We start from the raw sequence: 16,245 nt of genomic DNA, 5'->3' as shown, positions 1-16,245 counted from the left end.
GTCTGACAGGGTGATTTACGATGTCACAGCCAGGAATAACGGTTTATTTGGCCGCTTTGCCTTCCTGCCTAAGCGTTGATTGAATATTAAAGGGACTTGCCCTAAGTTGTTAGCGAGTTAATCTGGCGATCATATTCAAAAAAATTGAAGGCTAACCATGAGCAAAGAACGCGCGTTGACCCTGGAGGCGATCCGGGTGCTGGATGCCATAGAGAGGCGGGGCAGCTTCGCCGCCGCCGCCGACGAGCTGGGCAAGGTGCCCTCGGCACTGAGCTACACGGTGCAGAAGCTGGAAGACGAGCTGGACGCCATGCTGTTTGACCGCAGCGGCCACAGAACCAAGTTCACCCCGGCCGGGCGCATGCTGCTGGAGCGGGGTCGGCTGCTGCTGGAAGCGGCCGAGCATCTGGTGGGGGAGACCCGGGCCCTGGCCCGGGGCTGGGAGACCGACATCACCATCGCCGTCGATGCCCTGGTGCCGCCGCAGGCGCTCTACCCTCTGGTGGAGCGGCTGGCCGAGCTGACGGATACCCGGCTGCGACTGCGGGCCGAGGTGCTGGCGGGCAGTTGGGAGTGCCTGGAGGATGGCCGGGCGGATCTGCTCATCTCCTCCCTCAACCCCGACATCATGATGACGGGCATCAAGCATCAGCTCTTGCAGGAGGAGGAGATGCTCTATGTCGCTCACCCGGATCACCCCTTGCATCTGGAGCCCGAGCCTTTGGCGGACGAGACATTGCGCCGCTACCGCGCCATCGCCATCGCCGACACGGCGCGGCGCAAACCCGCCCTCACCTATCGCCTGCTGGACAAGCAGCCGCGCCTGACCGTCAGCACCATGGGGGAGAAGCGCGATGCCCTGCTGGCGGGCATTGGCGTCGGCACCATGCCCCTGAGCTGGATAGAAGAGGACATCAAGGCGGGGCGTCTCAAGGTGATCAGCCCCGAGTATCGCCACCAGGTGCAGGTCGTGCTGGCGTGGCGGCGAGACACCATGGGCAAGGCCAAGAGCTGGCTGGTACGGGAGATCCCCAAGCTGTTTGCGGGCACAAACCCGGGAGCGGCTTGACGCGGGGCGAGAATTGAGGGAAAAGAAAAAAGCGGAGCCCTGTCGGGATCCGCTCAATTTGCCAGGAAAGAATAAAAACCTTTCGGTTTAAAAAAACCCTTAAATTGGAAGCAAACAATCGATTTCGCAACCAGGAAAGTCTCGAATTCGACGTGTTCGATTATGCGTGAACCAATGTTCCTCGCCAGCACTAAGTTGCAGGGTTGAAGGATGTGCACCATCCGGTGTCAATTTCTGCAACCATTGCACCAAACTGGTCCGATCATCCCGCCTATTTCGGCCCCTTGCTTCCTCCTGCTTTTTTAAAGTGTCAAAATCTGAGCCCGAACCATGGAAAAAGTACTCTTTTTAGCGGTTCGCACTATGCACATAAAGGAATGACGCATGACCTACAGCCAGACCCTGGCCACCCATATTCTCGACACCCTGAAGAAGACCCTGACCGACAAGGGGATCCGCTATCAGACCCTGGCGGAGGCCATGGGGGTCTCCATCGCCACCATCAAGCGGATGATGAACAAGCCCTCACTGCCGTTCGATACCTTGCTGGAGATCTGCCATCTGGTGGGGCTCTCGTTCGAGGAGCTGCTGGATCGGACCCAGGAGGCCCAGAGCCGCCGCGCCGTCTTCACCCAGGAGCAGGACGAGGCATTTCACCAGGAGCCCGGCCTCTACGCCTTCCTCGCCAACATCTTCTGGCGCGACAAGACGTTAATCGATCTCAAGCGGGAATACGGCCTGACCGACGCCTCCTGCTACCTCTATCTGCGCAAGCTGGAGAGGCTAGGCATACTCCAGCTCGGCATAGACAACAGCTTCCACTTCCTCATCAGCGAGCGCATCAGCTTCGAGCAGCACAGCCGCTTCGCCCGCCAGCAGGCGCGCCAGGCCATGTCGGTGCTGGGGGACTATCTGGTGGAGAACATGCACAAGTCCAACAACTACATGGCGCTGTGCCAGCTCCATCTGGGCGAGGGAGAGGCCATGGCGCTGATCGAGCGGATGAAGGAGTACTGGCACCAGGAGCTCAAGCTCAATCGCCCCGCCATCGGCCAGCGGGAGGACACCAAGACCTACACCATGTCCCTGCAACTGGCGGACTGCGGCTACCAGAGCTTCGACGACCTCATCCCCAACATAGATGGCTGAAGGGGCGCCAGCCCCTGGGGGCGGGTGTCCAGGCAGATGCGGATGGCGTCATGGCGCCAGTGCTCTATGTCGCAGTCGATGAGCCCGCCCCCCTCGTCATAATTGACCCGCACCAGCCGCAGTACCGGGCTGCCCTGGGCCAGGTTGAGCACGCTGGCCACCTCGCCACGGGCCGCCACCGGCGTCATCTCCAGCCGGGCGCCCCCCTGCCCTATGCCGTATTCATCGAGATAGAGCTCGGTGAGCGACCCCGCCAGGGGCTGATCCTGGATCCGGGGGAAGCGGCTCGCCAGCAGATGGTGGCAGACGTGCAGCACGGGGCGGCCGTCGATCAGCCGCTGGCGCCGGATCTGGTAGAGGGGGGTGAAGGGATCTATGTCCATCCAGCGGCACAGCTCGCTGCTGGCCAGCTCGCCGCCCTGGCCCAGCAGCCGGGTCTCGGCGCTGCGCTGCTGCTCGGCGATCCACTGGTGAAAGTGGGTGTGGCGGGCGGGATCATAGATGAGCCTGGGGGGCGCCACGAACCAGCCGCGCCGCTCGGCCCGGTAGATGAGTCCTTCCGCCTCCAGGGCCGAGAGCGCCTCCTTGACCGTGATGCGGGTGGTGGCGAAACGCTCGCTCAGGGCCCGCTCGGCGGGCAGCTGCTGCCCCGCCGCCAGCTGGCCGCTGTCGATATAGCTGTGCAGTGTCTGACGTATCTGTTCACTCTTGGAAAGGGGTCTGCTCACGCGCCTGTCCTGGCATAGTCCAATGATTCGAATGCCATGCTTATATCCCGCCCAGATGAAACTGCCATGACAGCGATTCGGGCAAGGAGATGTCATCCAATCGCCATAAAACCGCCCCGCCACCGTCATATTCCCCCTCTAGCATCATGCTCGAACCTTAACTGACCTAGTCCAGAGGGATGGGATGATGAAAAGCGTGATCGCAAGTGCACTGGCCCTGGCTGCCATCAGCCAACCGTTTTTTGCAACGAATAGCTACGCCGCCGAAAATATCGCGGATCTGGAAAAAGCCGCCCGCGGCGAAGGCCAGCTCCACAGCGTCGGCATGCCCGACAGCTGGGCCAACTGGAAGGATACCTGGCAGCAGCTCGGCAGCATCTACGGCATCAAGCATCAGGATACCGACATGAGCTCGGCGCAGGAGATCGCCAAGTTCGCCGCCGAGAAGGCCAATGCCACCGCCGACATCGGTGACGTGGGCGGCGCCTTCGGCCCGGTCGCGGTCAAGCAGGGGGTGACCCAGCCCTACAAACCCTCCACCTGGGCCGACATTCCCAACTGGGCCAAGGATGCGGACGGCCACTGGATGCTGGCCTATACCGGCACCATCGCCTTCCTGATCAACAAGGATCTGGTCAAGGCCGCCCCCACCAGCTGGCAATCCCTGCTGGGTGGCGACTACAAGGTGACCCTGGGTGATGTGGGCGTCGCCTCCCAGGCCAACAACGGCGTGCTGGCGGCGGCCTATGCCACCGGCGGCAGCGAGAAGGACCTCAAGCCCGCGCTGGATCTGTTCGGCAAGCTGGCCCAGCAGGGCCGCCTCTCCCTGAACGATCCCACCATCGCCAACATCGAGAAGGGCGAGGTGGAAGTGGGGGTGCTGTGGGACTTCAACGCCCTCAACTACCGCGACCAGATCGACCCCAACAAGTTTGACGTGGTGATCCCGAGCGACGGCTCCGTCATCGCCGGTTACACCACCATCATCAACAAGTGGGCCAAGAATCCCAACGCCGCCAAGCTGGCGCGGGAATACATCCTCTCCGATGCCGGTCAAGTCAACCTGGCCCGTGGTTACGCCCGCCCCATACGCAGCAACGTTGCGCTGCCGGATGACGTCAAGGCCAAGCTGCTGCCGGCCGAGCAGTACGCCAATGCCAAGCCGGTCCAGGATCACGCCGCCTGGGAGCAGAGCTCCAAGGCCCTGCCGCGCCAGTGGCAGGAAACCGTCATGATCAACATGCAGTAAGGAGATCCAGTGCGACACAAGGTGATAGTGGTACTTGTGGATGGCCTGGCGGCAGAGGTAGCCCATTGCATGGGCTACCTTTTCGGCATGGTGGAGGCGGGGCGCGGTCTCTATACGACCCTGGACTGCGCCCTGCCGTCCCTCTCCCGACCCCTCTACGAGTGCATCCTGACCGGCGTGCCGCCGGTGGCGAGCGGCATCACCCACAACGGGGTGAGTCGCCTCAGCCAACACGATTCCATCTTCCATCTGGCCCGGGCTGCGGGCAAGCGCACCGCAGCCGCGGCCTACCATTGGGTGAGCGAGCTCTACAACCAGAGCCCCTGGCTGGCGGCCCGGGATCGCTTCACCCATGACGAGCAGCTGCCCATCCAGCACGGCTGCTTCTACTGGGATGACGCCTACCCCGACAGCCATCTGCTGATGGATGGGGAGTGGCTGCGCAGCCAGTACGACCCCGATTTTCTGCTGATCCACCCCATGGGAGTGGATGACGCCGGCCACAGGTTCGGCCTCGATTCCCGCCAGTACCGCAATCAGGCACGCCGGATGGACAGCCTGCTGGCCGACCTGCTGCCACTGTGGCTGGCACAGGGGTATCAGGTGGTGATCACCTCGGATCACGGCATGAACAAGGATCTCAGCCACGGCGGCAACCTGGCCGAGGAGCGCACCGTGCCGCTCTGGCTGTTTGGCGATGCCTTCGTCGCGCGCTGGCCGGATGGCGCCCTGCTCCACCAGACCCAGCTCTGCGCCCTGATGGCCGACCTGCTGGGGGTTCCCCACGACAAGCCGAGCGGCCCGCCGCTGCTCAAGGCTGCCTTTATGCGCGAGGTGCACCCATGATGCCTGCCACCACCGAGATCTGCGCGGATCAACCCGCAGCAACCCGGCGCAAGGCGCGCCGCCACTGGCTGCCGGCCCTGGTGCTGCTGCCCTTTGCCTGCTTGATGATGCTGTTCCAGCTCGCCCCCATGGTGTGGGTGCTGGTGGGCAGTTTTCAGACCCCGAATGGCTGGAGCCTCGACCATTACCGGGAGATTTTAAGCTCCCCCTTCTACCTGCAATCCTTCACCAACTCCCTGCGCATCGCCGGCATCAGTAGCCTGGCGGGGCTCGCCATCGGCACGCTCGGGGCGGCGGCGCTGCGCCACAGCGGCGAGCGGGTCAAGCGGCTGCTGCTGGCCTTTGTCACCATGACAGGCAACTTCAGCGGGGTGCCCCTGGCGTTCGCCTTCATCATCGTGCTCGGCATCAATGGTGCAGTGACCCTGCTGCTCAAATCCTGGGGCCTCATCGACGGCTTCAACCTCTACTCCGGCAGCGGTCTCATCCTTATCTACACCTACTTCCAGATCCCGCTGGCCCTGCTGCTGCTCTACCCGGCGTTTGACGCCCTGCAGGATGAGTGGCCCCAGGCCGCCGCCCTGCTGGGGGCGAGCAAGGGCCAGTATGTATGGCACGTGGCGCTGCCGGTGCTCACCCCCGCCCTGCTTGGCACCCTGATCATCCTGTTTGCCAATGCGGTGGGGGCCTATGCCTCCGCCTACGCCCTCACCACCGGCAACTTCAACCTGGTGACCATACGGGTGGCGAGCCTGGTCTCGGGCGACATCTTCCTCGAGCCCAACCTGGCGGCGGCGCTGGCGGTGATCCTGATGGTGCTGCTGGGGGTGGTGACGGCCGCCAACCAGTGGCTGCTGAAAAAGAGCTATGTGAACAAGGGGCAATCCCATGCGTGATTTGCAACCGAGCTGGCCCAAGTGGGTGCTGGGTGGGCTGGTCGCCACCCTGCTGCTGCCGCTGCTGGCCACCTTTCTCTATTCCATCTCCACCCGCTGGGGGGCGACCCTGCTGCCGGACGGCTTCACCCTCGACTGGTATCTCAAGCTGTGGGGCGACCCGCGTTTTCTCGCGGCTTTTGGTCGCAGTCTGCTGGTCTGCTTCGCCACCCTGCTGCTGGGGACCCTGGTGCTGGTGCCGACCGTGCTGGTGGTAGCCTACTACTTCCCCAGGCTGGATCCCTGGATGAACCTGTTGATCCTGCTCCCCTTCGCGGTGCCGCCCGTGGTCTCCTCGGTGGGGTTGCTGCAGATCTACGCCGACGGCATCCTGCCCATCATCGGCACGCCGTGGATCCTGATCGGCACCTGGTTCACCGTGGTGTTGCCCTTCATGTACCGGGCGCTGGCCAACAGCCTGCAAGGGGTGCCGCTCAAGGATCTGATGGATGCCGCTCACCTGCTGGGGGCGAGCAGCGCCCGCGCCTTCCTGCTGGTGGTTGTCCCCTGCCTGCGCAAGGGGCTCTTGGCGGCGCTGTTTCTCTCCCTCTCCTTCCTGCTCGGCGAGTTCGTGTTTGCCAACATGTTGGTGGGCACCCGTTACGAGACCCTGCAGGTCTACCTCTACAACATGAGGTCCACCTCGGGCCACTTCACCAGCGCCCTGGTGATGAGCTACTTCCTGCTGACCCTGCTGCTCACCTGGGCGGCCAACAGATTTCATCGGTGATCCAAGATGTTTCATTTAGAAGTCAATCAGTTGCATAAATCCTACGGCGACACCAAGGTGTTCGAGGGGATCGAATTTGGCATCCGCAAGGGGGAGCTGGTGACCCTGCTCGGCCCCTCCGGCTGCGGCAAGTCCACCCTGCTGCGAGCCCTGGCCGGGCTCACCCCGGTGGATGGCGGTCAGGTGCGGGTGGCCGGTGAGGACATCACCTGGCAGGCCCCCCAGAAGCGGGGCATCGGCATGGTGTTCCAGAGCTATGCGCTCTTCCCCAACATGACGGTGTGGGACAACGTCGCCTTCGGCCTCAAGATGAAGCCCCAGCCGGGGCGCGAGCTCTCGGCCAGCGTGAAAGAGGCGCTGGCGCTGGTGGAGCTGACCGGCTTCGAGCGCCGCTATCCGGGCGAGCTCTCCGGCGGCCAGCGCCAGCGGGTGGCCCTGGCCCGGGCCCTGGTGGTGCAGCCGCGGATCCTGCTGCTGGACGAGCCGCTCTCGGCGCTGGATGCCCGCATCCGCCGCAGCCTGCGCCAGCAGATCCGCGAGATCCAGCGGCGCCTCGAGCTCACCACCATCTTCGTGACCCACGATCAGGAGGAGGCGCTCACCCTGTCGGATCGCGTCTTCCTGATGAACAAGGGATCCATCGTCCAGAGCGGCACCCCGGAGCAGATCTACACCCGCCCCGCCAGCGAGTTTGTGGCGAGCTTCATCGGCCACTACAACCTGCTGGGCGCCGAGCAGGGCAAGTCCCTGTTCGGTCCTCGCCATCGCAGCAAGCTGGCCCTGCGCCCCGAGTCCATCACCCTGCTGCCCCCAGGTACCCAGTGCGACGACCCCAGCCTGCCCGGCGTCATCGTCCACCAGCAGCTGCTCGGCAACGTCATTCGCTACCAGGTGGAGTGCGAGGCGGGGCTGTTGACGGTGGATTGCCTCAACCGCTCGGCCGATGACCTCCTGCCGGTGGGCCGTGCCGTGACCCTGGCGGTGGCCCGGGATCAACTCTGTGAGGTAGCATGACACCTCGTTTCATTTTCGTTGCGACCGCAAGGAGCCCTCATGGCACTGGCACTGTTTGATCTGGACGACACCCTGATTGCCGGGGATAGTGCCAGCCTCTGGCTGGCGTACATGGTGGCCGGGGAGCTGGCCCCGGCGGGCATGGTGGCCGAGGAGCAGGCCATGATGTCCCTCTACCACCAGGGCAAGATGGACATGCACCAGTACATGGCCTTCACCCTGCAGCCCCTGGCGGGCAGGTCGCGCCAGTGGCTGGAGCAGCAGTGCCATCACTTCGCCGAGCAGGTGCTGCGCGAGCGGCTCTACCCAGAGGGGCTGGCCCGCATCGAGTGGCACCGCCAGCGGGGGGACGAGCTGGTGCTCATCTCCGCCTCCGGCGAACACCTGGTGACCCCCATGGCCAGGATGCTGGGGATGGATCACTGCGTCGCCATCCTGCTCGACGAGGAAGCCGGCAGGCTGACCGGTCAGACCCGGGGTACCCTCAGCTTTCGCGAAGGCAAGGTGGCCCGCATCAATCAGCTCTTTGCCGGCAGGGACAACCTCTGGCAGGGGAGCTTTGGCTACAGCGACTCCCACAACGATCTACCCATGCTGCGGGCGGTGAGCCACCCGCACGGGGTCAATCCGGCCCCCGCCCTGCGCCAGCAGGCCGAGGCGCTGGGCTGGCCCATCCTCGACTGGCAACGGGCCGAGGGGCTGGTGCAGTAGCGCCACAGCGATCCGATGAAACGACACAGAGGAGGCCATGGCCTCCTCTGTGTCGTTTCAGGCACGGCGTCACACCTGACGCAGCAAGGGTGCCGGCAACGCCTCCCCCGCCTGATCGCAGCGGTTCTTGCCCGCCCGCTTGGCGCGACAGACCTCGGCACCCGCCGTCTCCCTCTGCGGATAGCCAAACCTTCGCCGCCGCTCCGTGCCCAGCCGAATGGCGACCCGATCGGACACCCACTCCTTGTCACGTCGCCCATCGTGCAGATAAGCCGGGGGATGGGTCACGGCTCCCCTCTCACATCCTCGACCTTCACTTGGCCGTAGATCAGGGTAAACTGTCGCCCCAGTTGCGCCAGATAGGGTTCGACCAGACTCTCGCGCAGCGGGTCATGACTGGCGCCAAGACCTTGTCCCAGCGCCTGTTGCAGGTTGCAAGACATGGGCCGCCAGTAGATGCAGCCCAGGCTCGGCACCGGCATGAACAACCCCAACCGCCTGCGGCTGACCAGGAAGCAAGACTTTTGGCAACCAGGGCATCGCGCAAGGATGGCTTCGCATCGCTGGGTTGTCGACGCAGATTACCGGCGACGCTCTCCTGCGCCCAAAAGGAAGAAAAATGTTCGATGTTCCACAGCCAGGCCGCCCATGCTGACCCACGACTACTGGATATCCGTGCACTTTTGCGCCCTCATCATGCTGACCGGCGCCCTCACCTCGGAGTACTTCCTGTTTCGCCGCGGCATGTCCATCGAGCAGGTGCGCAAGCTGCTCATGGCCGACGGCCTGGCGGCGCTGGCCCTGCTGTTGCTGTTTCTCAGCGGCATGATGCGGCTCTATGACAGCCCCCAGGGGCCGGGCGAATTGCTGCAACTGTCTGGCTACCGGCTCAAGTTGCTGCTCTTCGTGCTGATGGCCCTGAGCTTTGGCTACCCGAGCCGCCTCTTCTACCGCTGGCGCCGATCCCTGCGCCGGGGGCAAGCCCCCATGGTCTCGACCCAGCAGCAACTGTGGGTGATCTGGATCCTGCGCATCGACCTGCTGCTGCTGATGCTGATCCCCCTGCTCGCCCACACCTCCCTCCCCTGACCCGGCGCTCGGCGGACCAAGACAAAGCCCATCCCAGGCGGTATGGTGGAGAGGGTGCCTCAACTTTTTGATTTCAGGGATGAAACCGTATGCGTTCTAACATGATGTTGCTGATGGCGGCCGCCATCTGGGGGCTGGGTTTCGTCGCCCAGCGGCTGGGGATGGATCACATGGGGCCTTACACCTTCAACGGCCTGCGCTTCCTGCTCGGGGCCGCCTCCCTGCTGCCGCTCTTGTGGTGGCTCAAGTCCCGCCAGCCGACCCGGCCAGACAAGGAGGACAACCCGCGCCTGCTGCTGACCGGGGGTCTCATCGCCGGCACTGTGCTCTTCTCCGCCGCCTCCCTTCAACAGGTGGGGCTGCTCTATACCACGGCCGCCAAGGCGGGCTTCATCACCGGCCTCTACATCATACTGGTGCCCGTGCTGGGACTGGCTCTGCGCCACAAGACGGGGGTCAACACCTGGGTCGGCGCCCTCATCGCCATGGCCGGGCTCTACTACCTCAGCGTGACCGAGGATTTCACCATGGGCTACGGCGACCTGTTGCAGGTGATCGGCGCCCTGTTCTGGGCCATTCACTTGCTGGTGCTGGATCACTACTCGAGCCGGGTCGCCCCCATTCGCCTGGCCGGGGTGCAGTTCCTGGTGTGCGGCCTGCTCAGCCTGGTCACGGCGTTTGCCATCGAGACCCCGACCCTCGGTGGCGCCGTGGCGGGCTGGCAGGCGCTGCTCTATGCGGGGCTGGTGTCGGTCGGCATCGGTTACACCCTGCAGGTGGTGGGCCAGCGCGGCGCCCACCCGGCCCACGCCGCCATCATCCTCAGCCTGGAGACGGTATTCGCCGCCATCGGCGGTGTTCTGCTGCTGGGGGAACATCTGGACGAACGGGCCATCGTGGGTTGCGCCCTGATGCTGGCGGGGATGCTCATCTCCCAGATCCGCCTGCGCTGGTGGTGGAAATCCCGCCGGGACAAGGCGCCCAGCCAGCCCTGACGTGGGCATGACAGCATCCCCCCCAATGAAACGAGGCGCCCACAGGCGCCTCGTTTCATTGCTACCTGCCTAGCGCACGCTGGAACAGAAGCTGACGTCGTCGCGCAGGGGATCATTGCTGACGCTGTGGTAGAGCTCGAAGCAGGGGCCGTCGCCAAAGGCGAGCCCGGCGGAGACGATATCGCCGACATGCTCCTGCCAGCGCGGCCCGTACTGGCTGCGATCCGTGATGAGATAGCGGGACTGGGCGTAGCGCCCGGCGGGGATGAGTTGCGTTTCCACCTCCCCCGTCCCCTGGGTGCCCGCCGGCACGCTGATGCCGATGTCGGTGCGGCACTGGGCCGGCGGCGTGACTTGCGGGTTGTCGTGGTAGATGAAGATCCACTCTCCCCCTTCCAGGCCACGGGGCGCGGCCCACTGGTGAAGACGATGGCAGACGGCGTCATAGCCTTCGCCATAGGGGCCGGTGACCCGGATATAGGCCAGGGTGCGGGCGTCCATCTCGACAGTTTTCATGGTGTTGCTCCTTGCTGATGACAGGTCTTCAGCATAAGGGAGCGCCCCTTGCCATGCGTGTCCTTCCTTGCGATCCAGGTGTCCGTTCTTGCCCTTGTCGCGGCGAAACGCCCCTGGCGTGCAGCCATAGTGACGACGAAACGCCTTGGCGAAGGCCTGGGAGCTGGCCAGACCCGCCCCCAGGGCGATGGCGGTGATGCTGGCATCGGTGTAGCAGAGCTGCCAGGCCGCCCGCTGCATCCGCAGCCGCCGACACATCTCGCCGGGGGCCTCCCCCACCACGGCGGTGAACACCCGGTGGAAGTGGTAGAGGGAGAGGCAGGCGCGACTCGCCAGCGCCTCGATGGAGAGATCCGGATCCTGCTCCAGTGCCCGCAGCACCGGAGTCAGGCGCTCGCGATAGTCGATCACCGCTTGATCCTGGCCATATAGAGGGCGTCCACATACTCACCACCACGGAAGGCGTAACCACGGGCCAGCCCCTCCTGCTCGAATCCGAACTTGCGATAGAGTGCCAGGGCCCCCTGATTGTCGCCGTAGACGGTCAGCTCGATCCGCCGCAGGTTGAGCCAGTTGTCCGCCATCTCCTACACGGCCGCCAGCAGGGCGGAACCTACCCCCTTGCCAGTCCAGTCATCCCGCACCCCCATACCGATGCTGGCCACATGCCTGCGCCTGGGATTGGCCTCTCCGTGGAGCGAGATCTGACCCACCAGCTGCCCCTCCACCTCAGCCACTAGCGCCACCAGGCCGCCGTTCTCCAGCCGCTGCTGCCAAACACTCAGGGGTGGATAAGGCAGTTGCAGTGTGCCCGCCTGAGCCTGGGGCATGGCGTAGAGATCCCGCAAGGCGGGGGCGTCGCCGGGCTCGGCGTGACGGATGTGGATCTGCATATGGGTCTCCTCTGGCTAGCCCTCATCATGCCCCATCCCCGGGGGCGGGTCATCCCCCCACCACAGTCATTTGCGATACCTATCAAAGAGCTAGGAAAGGGCCATTGGCCCTGAGGGAGCAGGATCCTTAGGCTGGCCCCAGCTCAACAAGGAGAGATTTCATGACTGACAAGACCCTGCGCAGCGCCAACGGCGCCCCCGTCGTCGACAACAACAACAGCCTCACCGCCGGCCCCCGCGGCCCCGTGCTGATGCAAGACATCTGGTTGATGGAGAAACTCGCCCACTTCGATCGTGAGCGCATTCCCGAGCGAGTGGTGCACGCCAAGGGCTCGGGCGCCTACGGCACCTTCACCGTCACCCACGACATCAGCCAGTTCAGCAAGGCCGACCTGTTCAACGCCGTCGGCAAGCAGACCCCGGTGTTCCTGCGCTTCTCCACCGTGGCCGGGGAGAAGGGCGCCGCCGACGCCGAGCGGGACGTGCGCGGCTTCGCCCTCAAGTTCTACACCGAGCAGGGCAACTGGGATCTTGTGGGCAACAACACCCCGGTGTTCTTCATTCGCGATCCCCTGAAATTCCCCGACTTCATCCACACCCAGAAGCGGGATCCGCGCACCAACCTGCGCAGCGCCACCGCCGCCTGGGACTTCTGGTCACGCCACCCGGAATCCCTGCACCAGGTCACCATACTGTTCAGCGATCGCGGCATCCCCAGAAGCTTGCGGCAGATGAACGGCTACGGCAGCCACACCTTCAGTTTTATCAACTCGGCCAACGAGCGCTTCTGGGTCAAGTTCCACTTCAAGACCGAGCAGGGCCACAGCTTCTACACCGATGAAGAGGCCGCCACCGCCGTCGGTCAGGACAGAGAGACCAGCCAGGCGGATCTGTTCAACGCCATCGAGCGGGGGGACTTCCCGCGCTGGAAGGTCTATGTGCAGGTGATGCCAGAGGCCGAGGCACAGACCTATGAGATCCACCCGTTCGACCTCACCAAGGTGTGGCCCCACAAGGACTACCCGCTCATCCCGGTGGGCGTGCTGGAGCTTAACCAGAACCCGGACAACTACTTCGCCCACGTGGAGCAGGCCGCCTTCACCCCGGCCAACGTGGTGCCCGGCATCGGCTTCTCGCCGGATCGCATGTTGCAGGGGCGGCTCTTCTCCTACGGTGACACCCAGCGCTATCGTCTCGGCGTCAACCACGGCCTGCTGCCGGTCAACGCCCCGCGCTGCCCCTTCCACCACGGCGCCCACCGCGACGGCGCCATGCGGGCGGACGGCAATGGCGGCGCCAGCCCCAACTACCAGCCGAACCGCTTCGGCACCCAGCAGCCGAGCGAGCAGCACGAACCGGCCCAGAGTCTGGAAGGGGCCGCCCTGCACCATGATTTTCGTGACTACGACGATGACTACTACAGCCAGCCGGGGGATCTGTTCCGCCTGATGGACGAGGGGCAGCGCGCCCGCCTCGCCGCCAATATGGCACGCTCCCTCATCCATGTGGAAGATGACGCCATAGTCCAGGCCCAGCTCCACCATCTTGAGCAGGCCGACCCCGAGTACGCCAGACGGGTCGAGCTGGCCCTGGCCGCCCTGCAACGCTGAGTCGTACGCAGGCAACATCTGCAACAGCAAAACGGGGGCCTGATGGCCCCCGTTTCAAGTCATGCCCCCGGAGAGTCTGGTCAGCCATGCTAGTCGCCAACAGCGTCTCCCCCGGCGGGATCAATAAAAAACGGGAACCCTGGGGTTCCCGTTTTCATCAATCTCTATCAATCCCGGACGGACCGCGCCTCGCGCTCTGCCCGCTCCCTGACCAGCAGGCGTTTGTACCACCAACTATTGCGACGACGTTGAGTAATGGAAGAGCGACGAGCCATAGTCTTGGGTCCCATGCCAATTGTGAGCGAGGCCGTATTATGCGATAGCCTTCCCGCTCCTGTCTTTAGCTGGATCAAGAAAAGCTCAGCGGGGCGTCTCGATGCGATCCACCCCGGCCGGAGGGGCGGATCCCTCCCTCTCCTCTTGCAATGGACGCCAGGCCAGGGGGCCATTGCTCTCCTGCAGATTGATGGGGGCGCAGATCAGCCCGTGCTCTCCCTGGGGGATCCGGGCGCCGAGAGAATATTGCTGCCCCTCATACCAGCAGATCCGCTCCGCCATGGCGCCCAGGGGCAGCACCAGATCCGTACCGGCCCGTATGGTATGACGGGATGGCTCGGCCATGGCCGGCAGCATTAGCCCCAGCAGGGCCAGCATGACAACGACTGATTTCATCGCGACTCCTTGGTTACCTCTTTCAGGCGACCAGACAGAGGGAAAACTTGATTAATAAGTGACACGCCATCTGGCATTCCGGAACCAATATGGTAGCCTGCGAGCGCCGCGCCAGCCTGTACAGGAATTGGCCGCCACAACCCCAGTAACCTGGTCTGAACGAGACCGAGATTACCTTAATTATCAAATCGTTATTTGGATTTTCCCCCAATGCGTATCATGCCCTTGCTCAAGGCGACCTGCCTGAGCCTGATGTTGTCCGCCTGCGTCGCTCCCCTGCTGATGATGGGCCCCTCCAGCCAGTTGATGTGGGCCCTGCTCAAGCCACTGGTCGGTTTCGACCCCAACGAGGTCAATCTGTTCGAACAGCCCCTCATCAAGGACAGGATGACGGCCCTGCTCGGCCCCAACTATGACACCACGGTCGCCCTGCTCAAGACGGCCGGCGAACTGCAACAGGAGGGGCCCCTCTTCTACGTGGTCTCCCGCTATACCCCGGTGCCCGACCTCGCCCAGAAGGCGGGCCTGGTGTGGAACTCGGATACCAACCAGATGGCGGTCAAGCTGCTCAAGGGGGATGCCGTCGAGGTGTTTGGTGAGCAGTTGGGTCAGGTGACCCCGAGCTGGCCGAGCGAGATGAGCGGCTGGCAGACCCCGGCCAGCGAGGCCGTCAAGGGAGCCATGACAGGGTCGGCCAACGAGCTGCTCAACGGGGCGACCCAGCAGGCCGCCAAGGCGGTCAGCAACCAGGCCAGTCAGGCAGCCGAGGGCGCCAGCGCAGCGGCAACTCAGGCCGTGACCAAGGCGGTCGACGAGGCTGGCAGCCAGGCGGCCCAAAGCGTCAGCGCAGCGGCAGCTCAAGTCACCACTCAAGCCGTGACCAAGGCGGCCGACGAGGCTGGCAGCCAGGCTGCCCAAAGCGCCAGCGCAGCGGCAACTCAAGTCACCACTCAAGCCGCAAACCAGGCCGTGACCAAGGCGGCCGACGAGGCTGGCAGCCAGGCTGCCCAAAGCGTCAGCGCAGCGGCAGCTCAAGTCACCACTCAAGCCGCAACTCAAGCAGCAACCCAGGCCGTGACCCAAACGGCCGACGAGGCCGGCAGCCAGGTTTCACCGGCTCAGGATCCTCAGGCCGCCGCCCGCGCCAGCGCCGAGGCCGAACTGGAGGCACTGCTGAAGTGAGGACGTGCAGCGCCGTGACTCGGCCCCAACCCTTTCCTGCCCGGAGACTAAGAGGATGAGGATGGCGATCATGGCTCGCCCCCTGGCCCTCATCGGCCTGCTGGCTACCCTGCTCAGTCCGCCGCTGGCGGCCCTGACCTACTACGCGGAGCAGGATCTGCCCTTCAGCGGCCAGGACCAGGAGGGGCGCGGCACAGGGTTCAGCATAGAGGTGCTGCGTCTGATGTGGCAGGAACTGGGTCAGGAAGAGGCCCCCATCCAGTTCCAGCCCTGGGCCCGGGGCTGGTATCTGCTGACTCAGCAACCGGACGCCGTGCTGATCAGCACGGCGCGCACACCATCTCGCGCCTCTCAGCTGCAATGGGTCTGCCCCATCAGCAGCGCCCGGATCGTGCTGATGGCCAGGGCCGACGCGTTGCCGACAATCCAGCGCGGGGCCGATCTGCTCGCCCTGAGGATCGGGGTCATGCAGGCCGATGTGGGTGAGCAGCTGCTGCTCAATCGCGGCGTTCCCCCGAGTCAGCTGATGACGGTGCCCAGCATGGATCGGGTGGCACGCCTGTTGCTGCTGGCCCGCACCGATCTGGTGGCGGGCAACGAGGTGATATTGCGACACCAGATCCGCCAGCTCGGTTACCCGGAGGAACAGTTCGTCACCGTGGCCGTGCTGGCCCGGCAGGACAACTGCTTCGCCTTCAATGCCGCCGTGGATCCGGCCGAGGTGGCCAGGCTGCAGCAAGCCCTAGACAAGGTGCGCCAAGGCCCCGCGTTTCGCGCCCTGCAGGCCCGCTATCGAGACGAATTCGCACCGGGCAACAATGCCCTCCTGCCCGAGATAGAGTAAGGCCGGGTGCCTC

The 16,245-nt window shown here is 64.4% G+C and carries 18 protein-coding genes and 1 pseudogene; 13 read left to right on the top strand and 6 right to left on the bottom strand.

The window, feature by feature from the left end:
• Window positions 1-157: 157 nt before the first annotated feature.
• On the top strand, window positions 158-1,069 hold the full coding sequence (locus ACLHZ1_RS18625) for a LysR family transcriptional regulator (protein ID WP_427263278.1): 912 nt from the start codon (window positions 158-160) through the stop codon (window positions 1,067-1,069).
• A 384-nt stretch (window positions 1,070-1,453) separates the two neighbouring features.
• Entirely contained in the window at window positions 1,454-2,218 is a 765-nt protein-coding gene (locus ACLHZ1_RS18620; RefSeq protein ID WP_427263277.1) for a helix-turn-helix domain-containing protein, read from the top strand.
• Here the strand turns inward: ACLHZ1_RS18620 and ACLHZ1_RS18615 are convergent.
• Window positions 2,176-2,946, bottom strand: coding sequence for a UTRA domain-containing protein (locus tag ACLHZ1_RS18615; RefSeq protein ID WP_408797165.1), 771 nt, complete (start codon window positions 2,944-2,946; stop codon window positions 2,176-2,178). The genes ACLHZ1_RS18620 and ACLHZ1_RS18615 overlap by 43 nt on opposite strands.
• A gap of 187 nt (window positions 2,947-3,133) precedes the next feature.
• Between ACLHZ1_RS18615 and ACLHZ1_RS18610 the strand changes: the two genes are divergently transcribed.
• The 6 genes from ACLHZ1_RS18610 to ACLHZ1_RS18585 are packed head-to-tail and all read left to right on the top strand — an operon-like array spanning window position 3,134 to window position 8,431.
• Entirely contained in the window at window positions 3,134-4,195 is a 1,062-nt protein-coding gene (locus tag ACLHZ1_RS18610; protein WP_427263276.1) for an ABC transporter substrate-binding protein, read from the top strand.
• Between the two features lie 9 nt (window positions 4,196-4,204).
• On the top strand, window positions 4,205-5,041 hold the full coding sequence (locus tag ACLHZ1_RS18605; protein ID WP_427263275.1) for an alkaline phosphatase family protein: 837 nt from the start codon (window positions 4,205-4,207) through the stop codon (window positions 5,039-5,041).
• Window positions 5,038-5,937, top strand: coding sequence for an ABC transporter permease (locus ACLHZ1_RS18600; RefSeq protein ID WP_427263274.1), 900 nt, complete (start codon window positions 5,038-5,040; stop codon window positions 5,935-5,937). The genes ACLHZ1_RS18605 and ACLHZ1_RS18600 overlap by 4 nt, the downstream gene beginning before the upstream one ends.
• Entirely contained in the window at window positions 5,930-6,706 is a 777-nt protein-coding gene (locus tag ACLHZ1_RS18595) for an ABC transporter permease (RefSeq protein WP_427263273.1), read from the top strand. Before ACLHZ1_RS18600 ends, ACLHZ1_RS18595 begins: the two co-directional genes overlap by 8 nt.
• Window positions 6,707-6,712: 6 nt before the next feature.
• Entirely contained in the window at window positions 6,713-7,720 is a 1,008-nt protein-coding gene (locus ACLHZ1_RS18590) for an ABC transporter ATP-binding protein (protein ID WP_427263272.1), read from the top strand.
• A gap of 39 nt (window positions 7,721-7,759) precedes the next feature.
• Window positions 7,760-8,431 carry an HAD family hydrolase gene (locus tag ACLHZ1_RS18585; protein ID WP_427263271.1) on the top strand — a complete coding sequence of 224 codons (672 nt, stop codon included), beginning with the start codon at window positions 7,760-7,762 and terminating at the stop codon, window positions 8,429-8,431.
• A 69-nt stretch (window positions 8,432-8,500) separates the two neighbouring features.
• On the opposite strand, the gene ACLHZ1_RS18580 is transcribed toward ACLHZ1_RS18585, so the two are convergent.
• Window positions 8,501-8,719 carry a hypothetical protein gene (locus ACLHZ1_RS18580; RefSeq protein WP_427263270.1) on the bottom strand — a complete coding sequence of 73 codons (219 nt, stop codon included), beginning with the start codon at window positions 8,717-8,719 and terminating at the stop codon, window positions 8,501-8,503.
• A complete protein-coding gene (locus ACLHZ1_RS18575) occupies window positions 8,716-8,913 on the bottom strand; it encodes a hypothetical protein (RefSeq protein WP_427263269.1) in 198 nt (65 codons plus the stop codon). Before ACLHZ1_RS18575 ends, ACLHZ1_RS18580 begins: the two co-directional genes overlap by 4 nt.
• A gap of 166 nt (window positions 8,914-9,079) precedes the next feature.
• On the opposite strand from ACLHZ1_RS18575, the gene ACLHZ1_RS18570 reads away from it, so the two are divergent.
• Both ACLHZ1_RS18570 and ACLHZ1_RS18565 read left to right on the top strand, forming a co-directional pair.
• Window positions 9,080-9,520: a DUF2214 family protein gene (locus tag ACLHZ1_RS18570; protein WP_427263268.1), complete on the top strand. Its 441-nt coding sequence runs from the start codon at window positions 9,080-9,082 to the stop codon at window positions 9,518-9,520.
• Window positions 9,521-9,609: 89 nt separating this feature from the next.
• A complete protein-coding gene (locus ACLHZ1_RS18565) occupies window positions 9,610-10,515 on the top strand; it encodes a DMT family transporter (protein WP_427263267.1) in 906 nt (301 codons plus the stop codon).
• Between the two features lie 69 nt (window positions 10,516-10,584).
• On the opposite strand, the gene ACLHZ1_RS18560 is transcribed toward ACLHZ1_RS18565, so the two are convergent.
• Both ACLHZ1_RS18560 and ACLHZ1_RS18555 read right to left on the bottom strand, forming a co-directional pair.
• Entirely contained in the window at window positions 10,585-11,442 is an 858-nt protein-coding gene (locus ACLHZ1_RS18560; protein ID WP_427263266.1) for an AraC family transcriptional regulator, read from the bottom strand.
• Window positions 11,439-11,924: pseudogene (locus tag ACLHZ1_RS18555) on the bottom strand (GNAT family N-acetyltransferase). The gene ACLHZ1_RS18560 and the pseudogene ACLHZ1_RS18555 overlap by 4 nt, the downstream one beginning before the upstream one ends.
• A gap of 161 nt (window positions 11,925-12,085) precedes the next feature.
• Here ACLHZ1_RS18555 and ACLHZ1_RS18550 point away from each other — a divergent pair.
• Window positions 12,086-13,534: a catalase gene (locus ACLHZ1_RS18550; RefSeq protein ID WP_427263265.1), complete on the top strand. Its 1,449-nt coding sequence runs from the start codon at window positions 12,086-12,088 to the stop codon at window positions 13,532-13,534.
• Window positions 13,535-13,894: 360 nt separating this feature from the next.
• Here ACLHZ1_RS18550 and ACLHZ1_RS18545 read toward each other — a convergent pair whose 3' ends face one another.
• Window positions 13,895-14,206 (bottom strand): DUF1496 domain-containing protein, encoded by a 312-nt coding sequence (locus tag ACLHZ1_RS18545; RefSeq protein WP_427263264.1) that lies wholly within the window; start codon window positions 14,204-14,206, stop codon window positions 13,895-13,897.
• Between the two features lie 210 nt (window positions 14,207-14,416).
• On the opposite strand from ACLHZ1_RS18545, the gene ACLHZ1_RS18540 reads away from it, so the two are divergent.
• Together ACLHZ1_RS18540 and ACLHZ1_RS18535 are read left to right on the top strand one after the other, a co-directional pair.
• Window positions 14,417-15,388 carry a hypothetical protein gene (locus tag ACLHZ1_RS18540; protein WP_427263263.1) on the top strand — a complete coding sequence of 324 codons (972 nt, stop codon included), beginning with the start codon at window positions 14,417-14,419 and terminating at the stop codon, window positions 15,386-15,388.
• 70 nt (window positions 15,389-15,458) lie between these two features.
• A complete protein-coding gene (locus ACLHZ1_RS18535; RefSeq protein ID WP_427263262.1) occupies window positions 15,459-16,232 on the top strand; it encodes a substrate-binding periplasmic protein in 774 nt (257 codons plus the stop codon).
• The last annotated feature ends 13 nt before the right edge of the window (window positions 16,233-16,245 follow it).

This window comes from Aeromonas sobria (genome assembly GCF_050266975.1).
In the GTDB taxonomy this organism is placed as follows: Bacteria; Pseudomonadota; Gammaproteobacteria; order Enterobacterales; family Aeromonadaceae; genus Aeromonas; species Aeromonas sobria_B.
Note: the sequence above shows the minus strand (reverse complement) of the source record. Positions and strands in the feature narration are given on the sequence as shown.

Coding starts and splice junctions, on each gene's coding strand:
- ACLHZ1_RS18625 (WP_427263278.1), top strand. CDS start 158: ATGAGCAAAGAACGCGCGTTGACCCTGGAGGCGATCCGGGTGCTGGAT.
- ACLHZ1_RS18620 (WP_427263277.1), top strand. CDS start 1,454: ATGACCTACAGCCAGACCCTGGCCACCCATATTCTCGACACCCTGAAG.
- ACLHZ1_RS18610 (WP_427263276.1), top strand. CDS start 3,134: ATGAAAAGCGTGATCGCAAGTGCACTGGCCCTGGCTGCCATCAGCCAA.
- ACLHZ1_RS18600 (WP_427263274.1), top strand. CDS start 5,038: ATGATGCCTGCCACCACCGAGATCTGCGCGGATCAACCCGCAGCAACC.
- ACLHZ1_RS18595 (WP_427263273.1), top strand. CDS start 5,930: ATGCGTGATTTGCAACCGAGCTGGCCCAAGTGGGTGCTGGGTGGGCTG.
- ACLHZ1_RS18590 (WP_427263272.1), top strand. CDS start 6,713: ATGTTTCATTTAGAAGTCAATCAGTTGCATAAATCCTACGGCGACACC.
- ACLHZ1_RS18585 (WP_427263271.1), top strand. CDS start 7,760: ATGGCACTGGCACTGTTTGATCTGGACGACACCCTGATTGCCGGGGAT.
- ACLHZ1_RS18575 (WP_427263269.1), bottom strand. CDS start 8,913: ATGCCGGTGCCGAGCCTGGGCTGCATCTACTGGCGGCCCATGTCTTGC.
- ACLHZ1_RS18570 (WP_427263268.1), top strand. CDS start 9,080: ATGCTGACCCACGACTACTGGATATCCGTGCACTTTTGCGCCCTCATC.
- ACLHZ1_RS18565 (WP_427263267.1), top strand. CDS start 9,610: ATGCGTTCTAACATGATGTTGCTGATGGCGGCCGCCATCTGGGGGCTG.
- ACLHZ1_RS18550 (WP_427263265.1), top strand. CDS start 12,086: ATGACTGACAAGACCCTGCGCAGCGCCAACGGCGCCCCCGTCGTCGAC.
- ACLHZ1_RS18545 (WP_427263264.1), bottom strand. CDS start 14,206: ATGAAATCAGTCGTTGTCATGCTGGCCCTGCTGGGGCTAATGCTGCCG.
- ACLHZ1_RS18540 (WP_427263263.1), top strand. CDS start 14,417: ATGCGTATCATGCCCTTGCTCAAGGCGACCTGCCTGAGCCTGATGTTG.
- ACLHZ1_RS18535 (WP_427263262.1), top strand. CDS start 15,459: ATGGCTCGCCCCCTGGCCCTCATCGGCCTGCTGGCTACCCTGCTCAGT.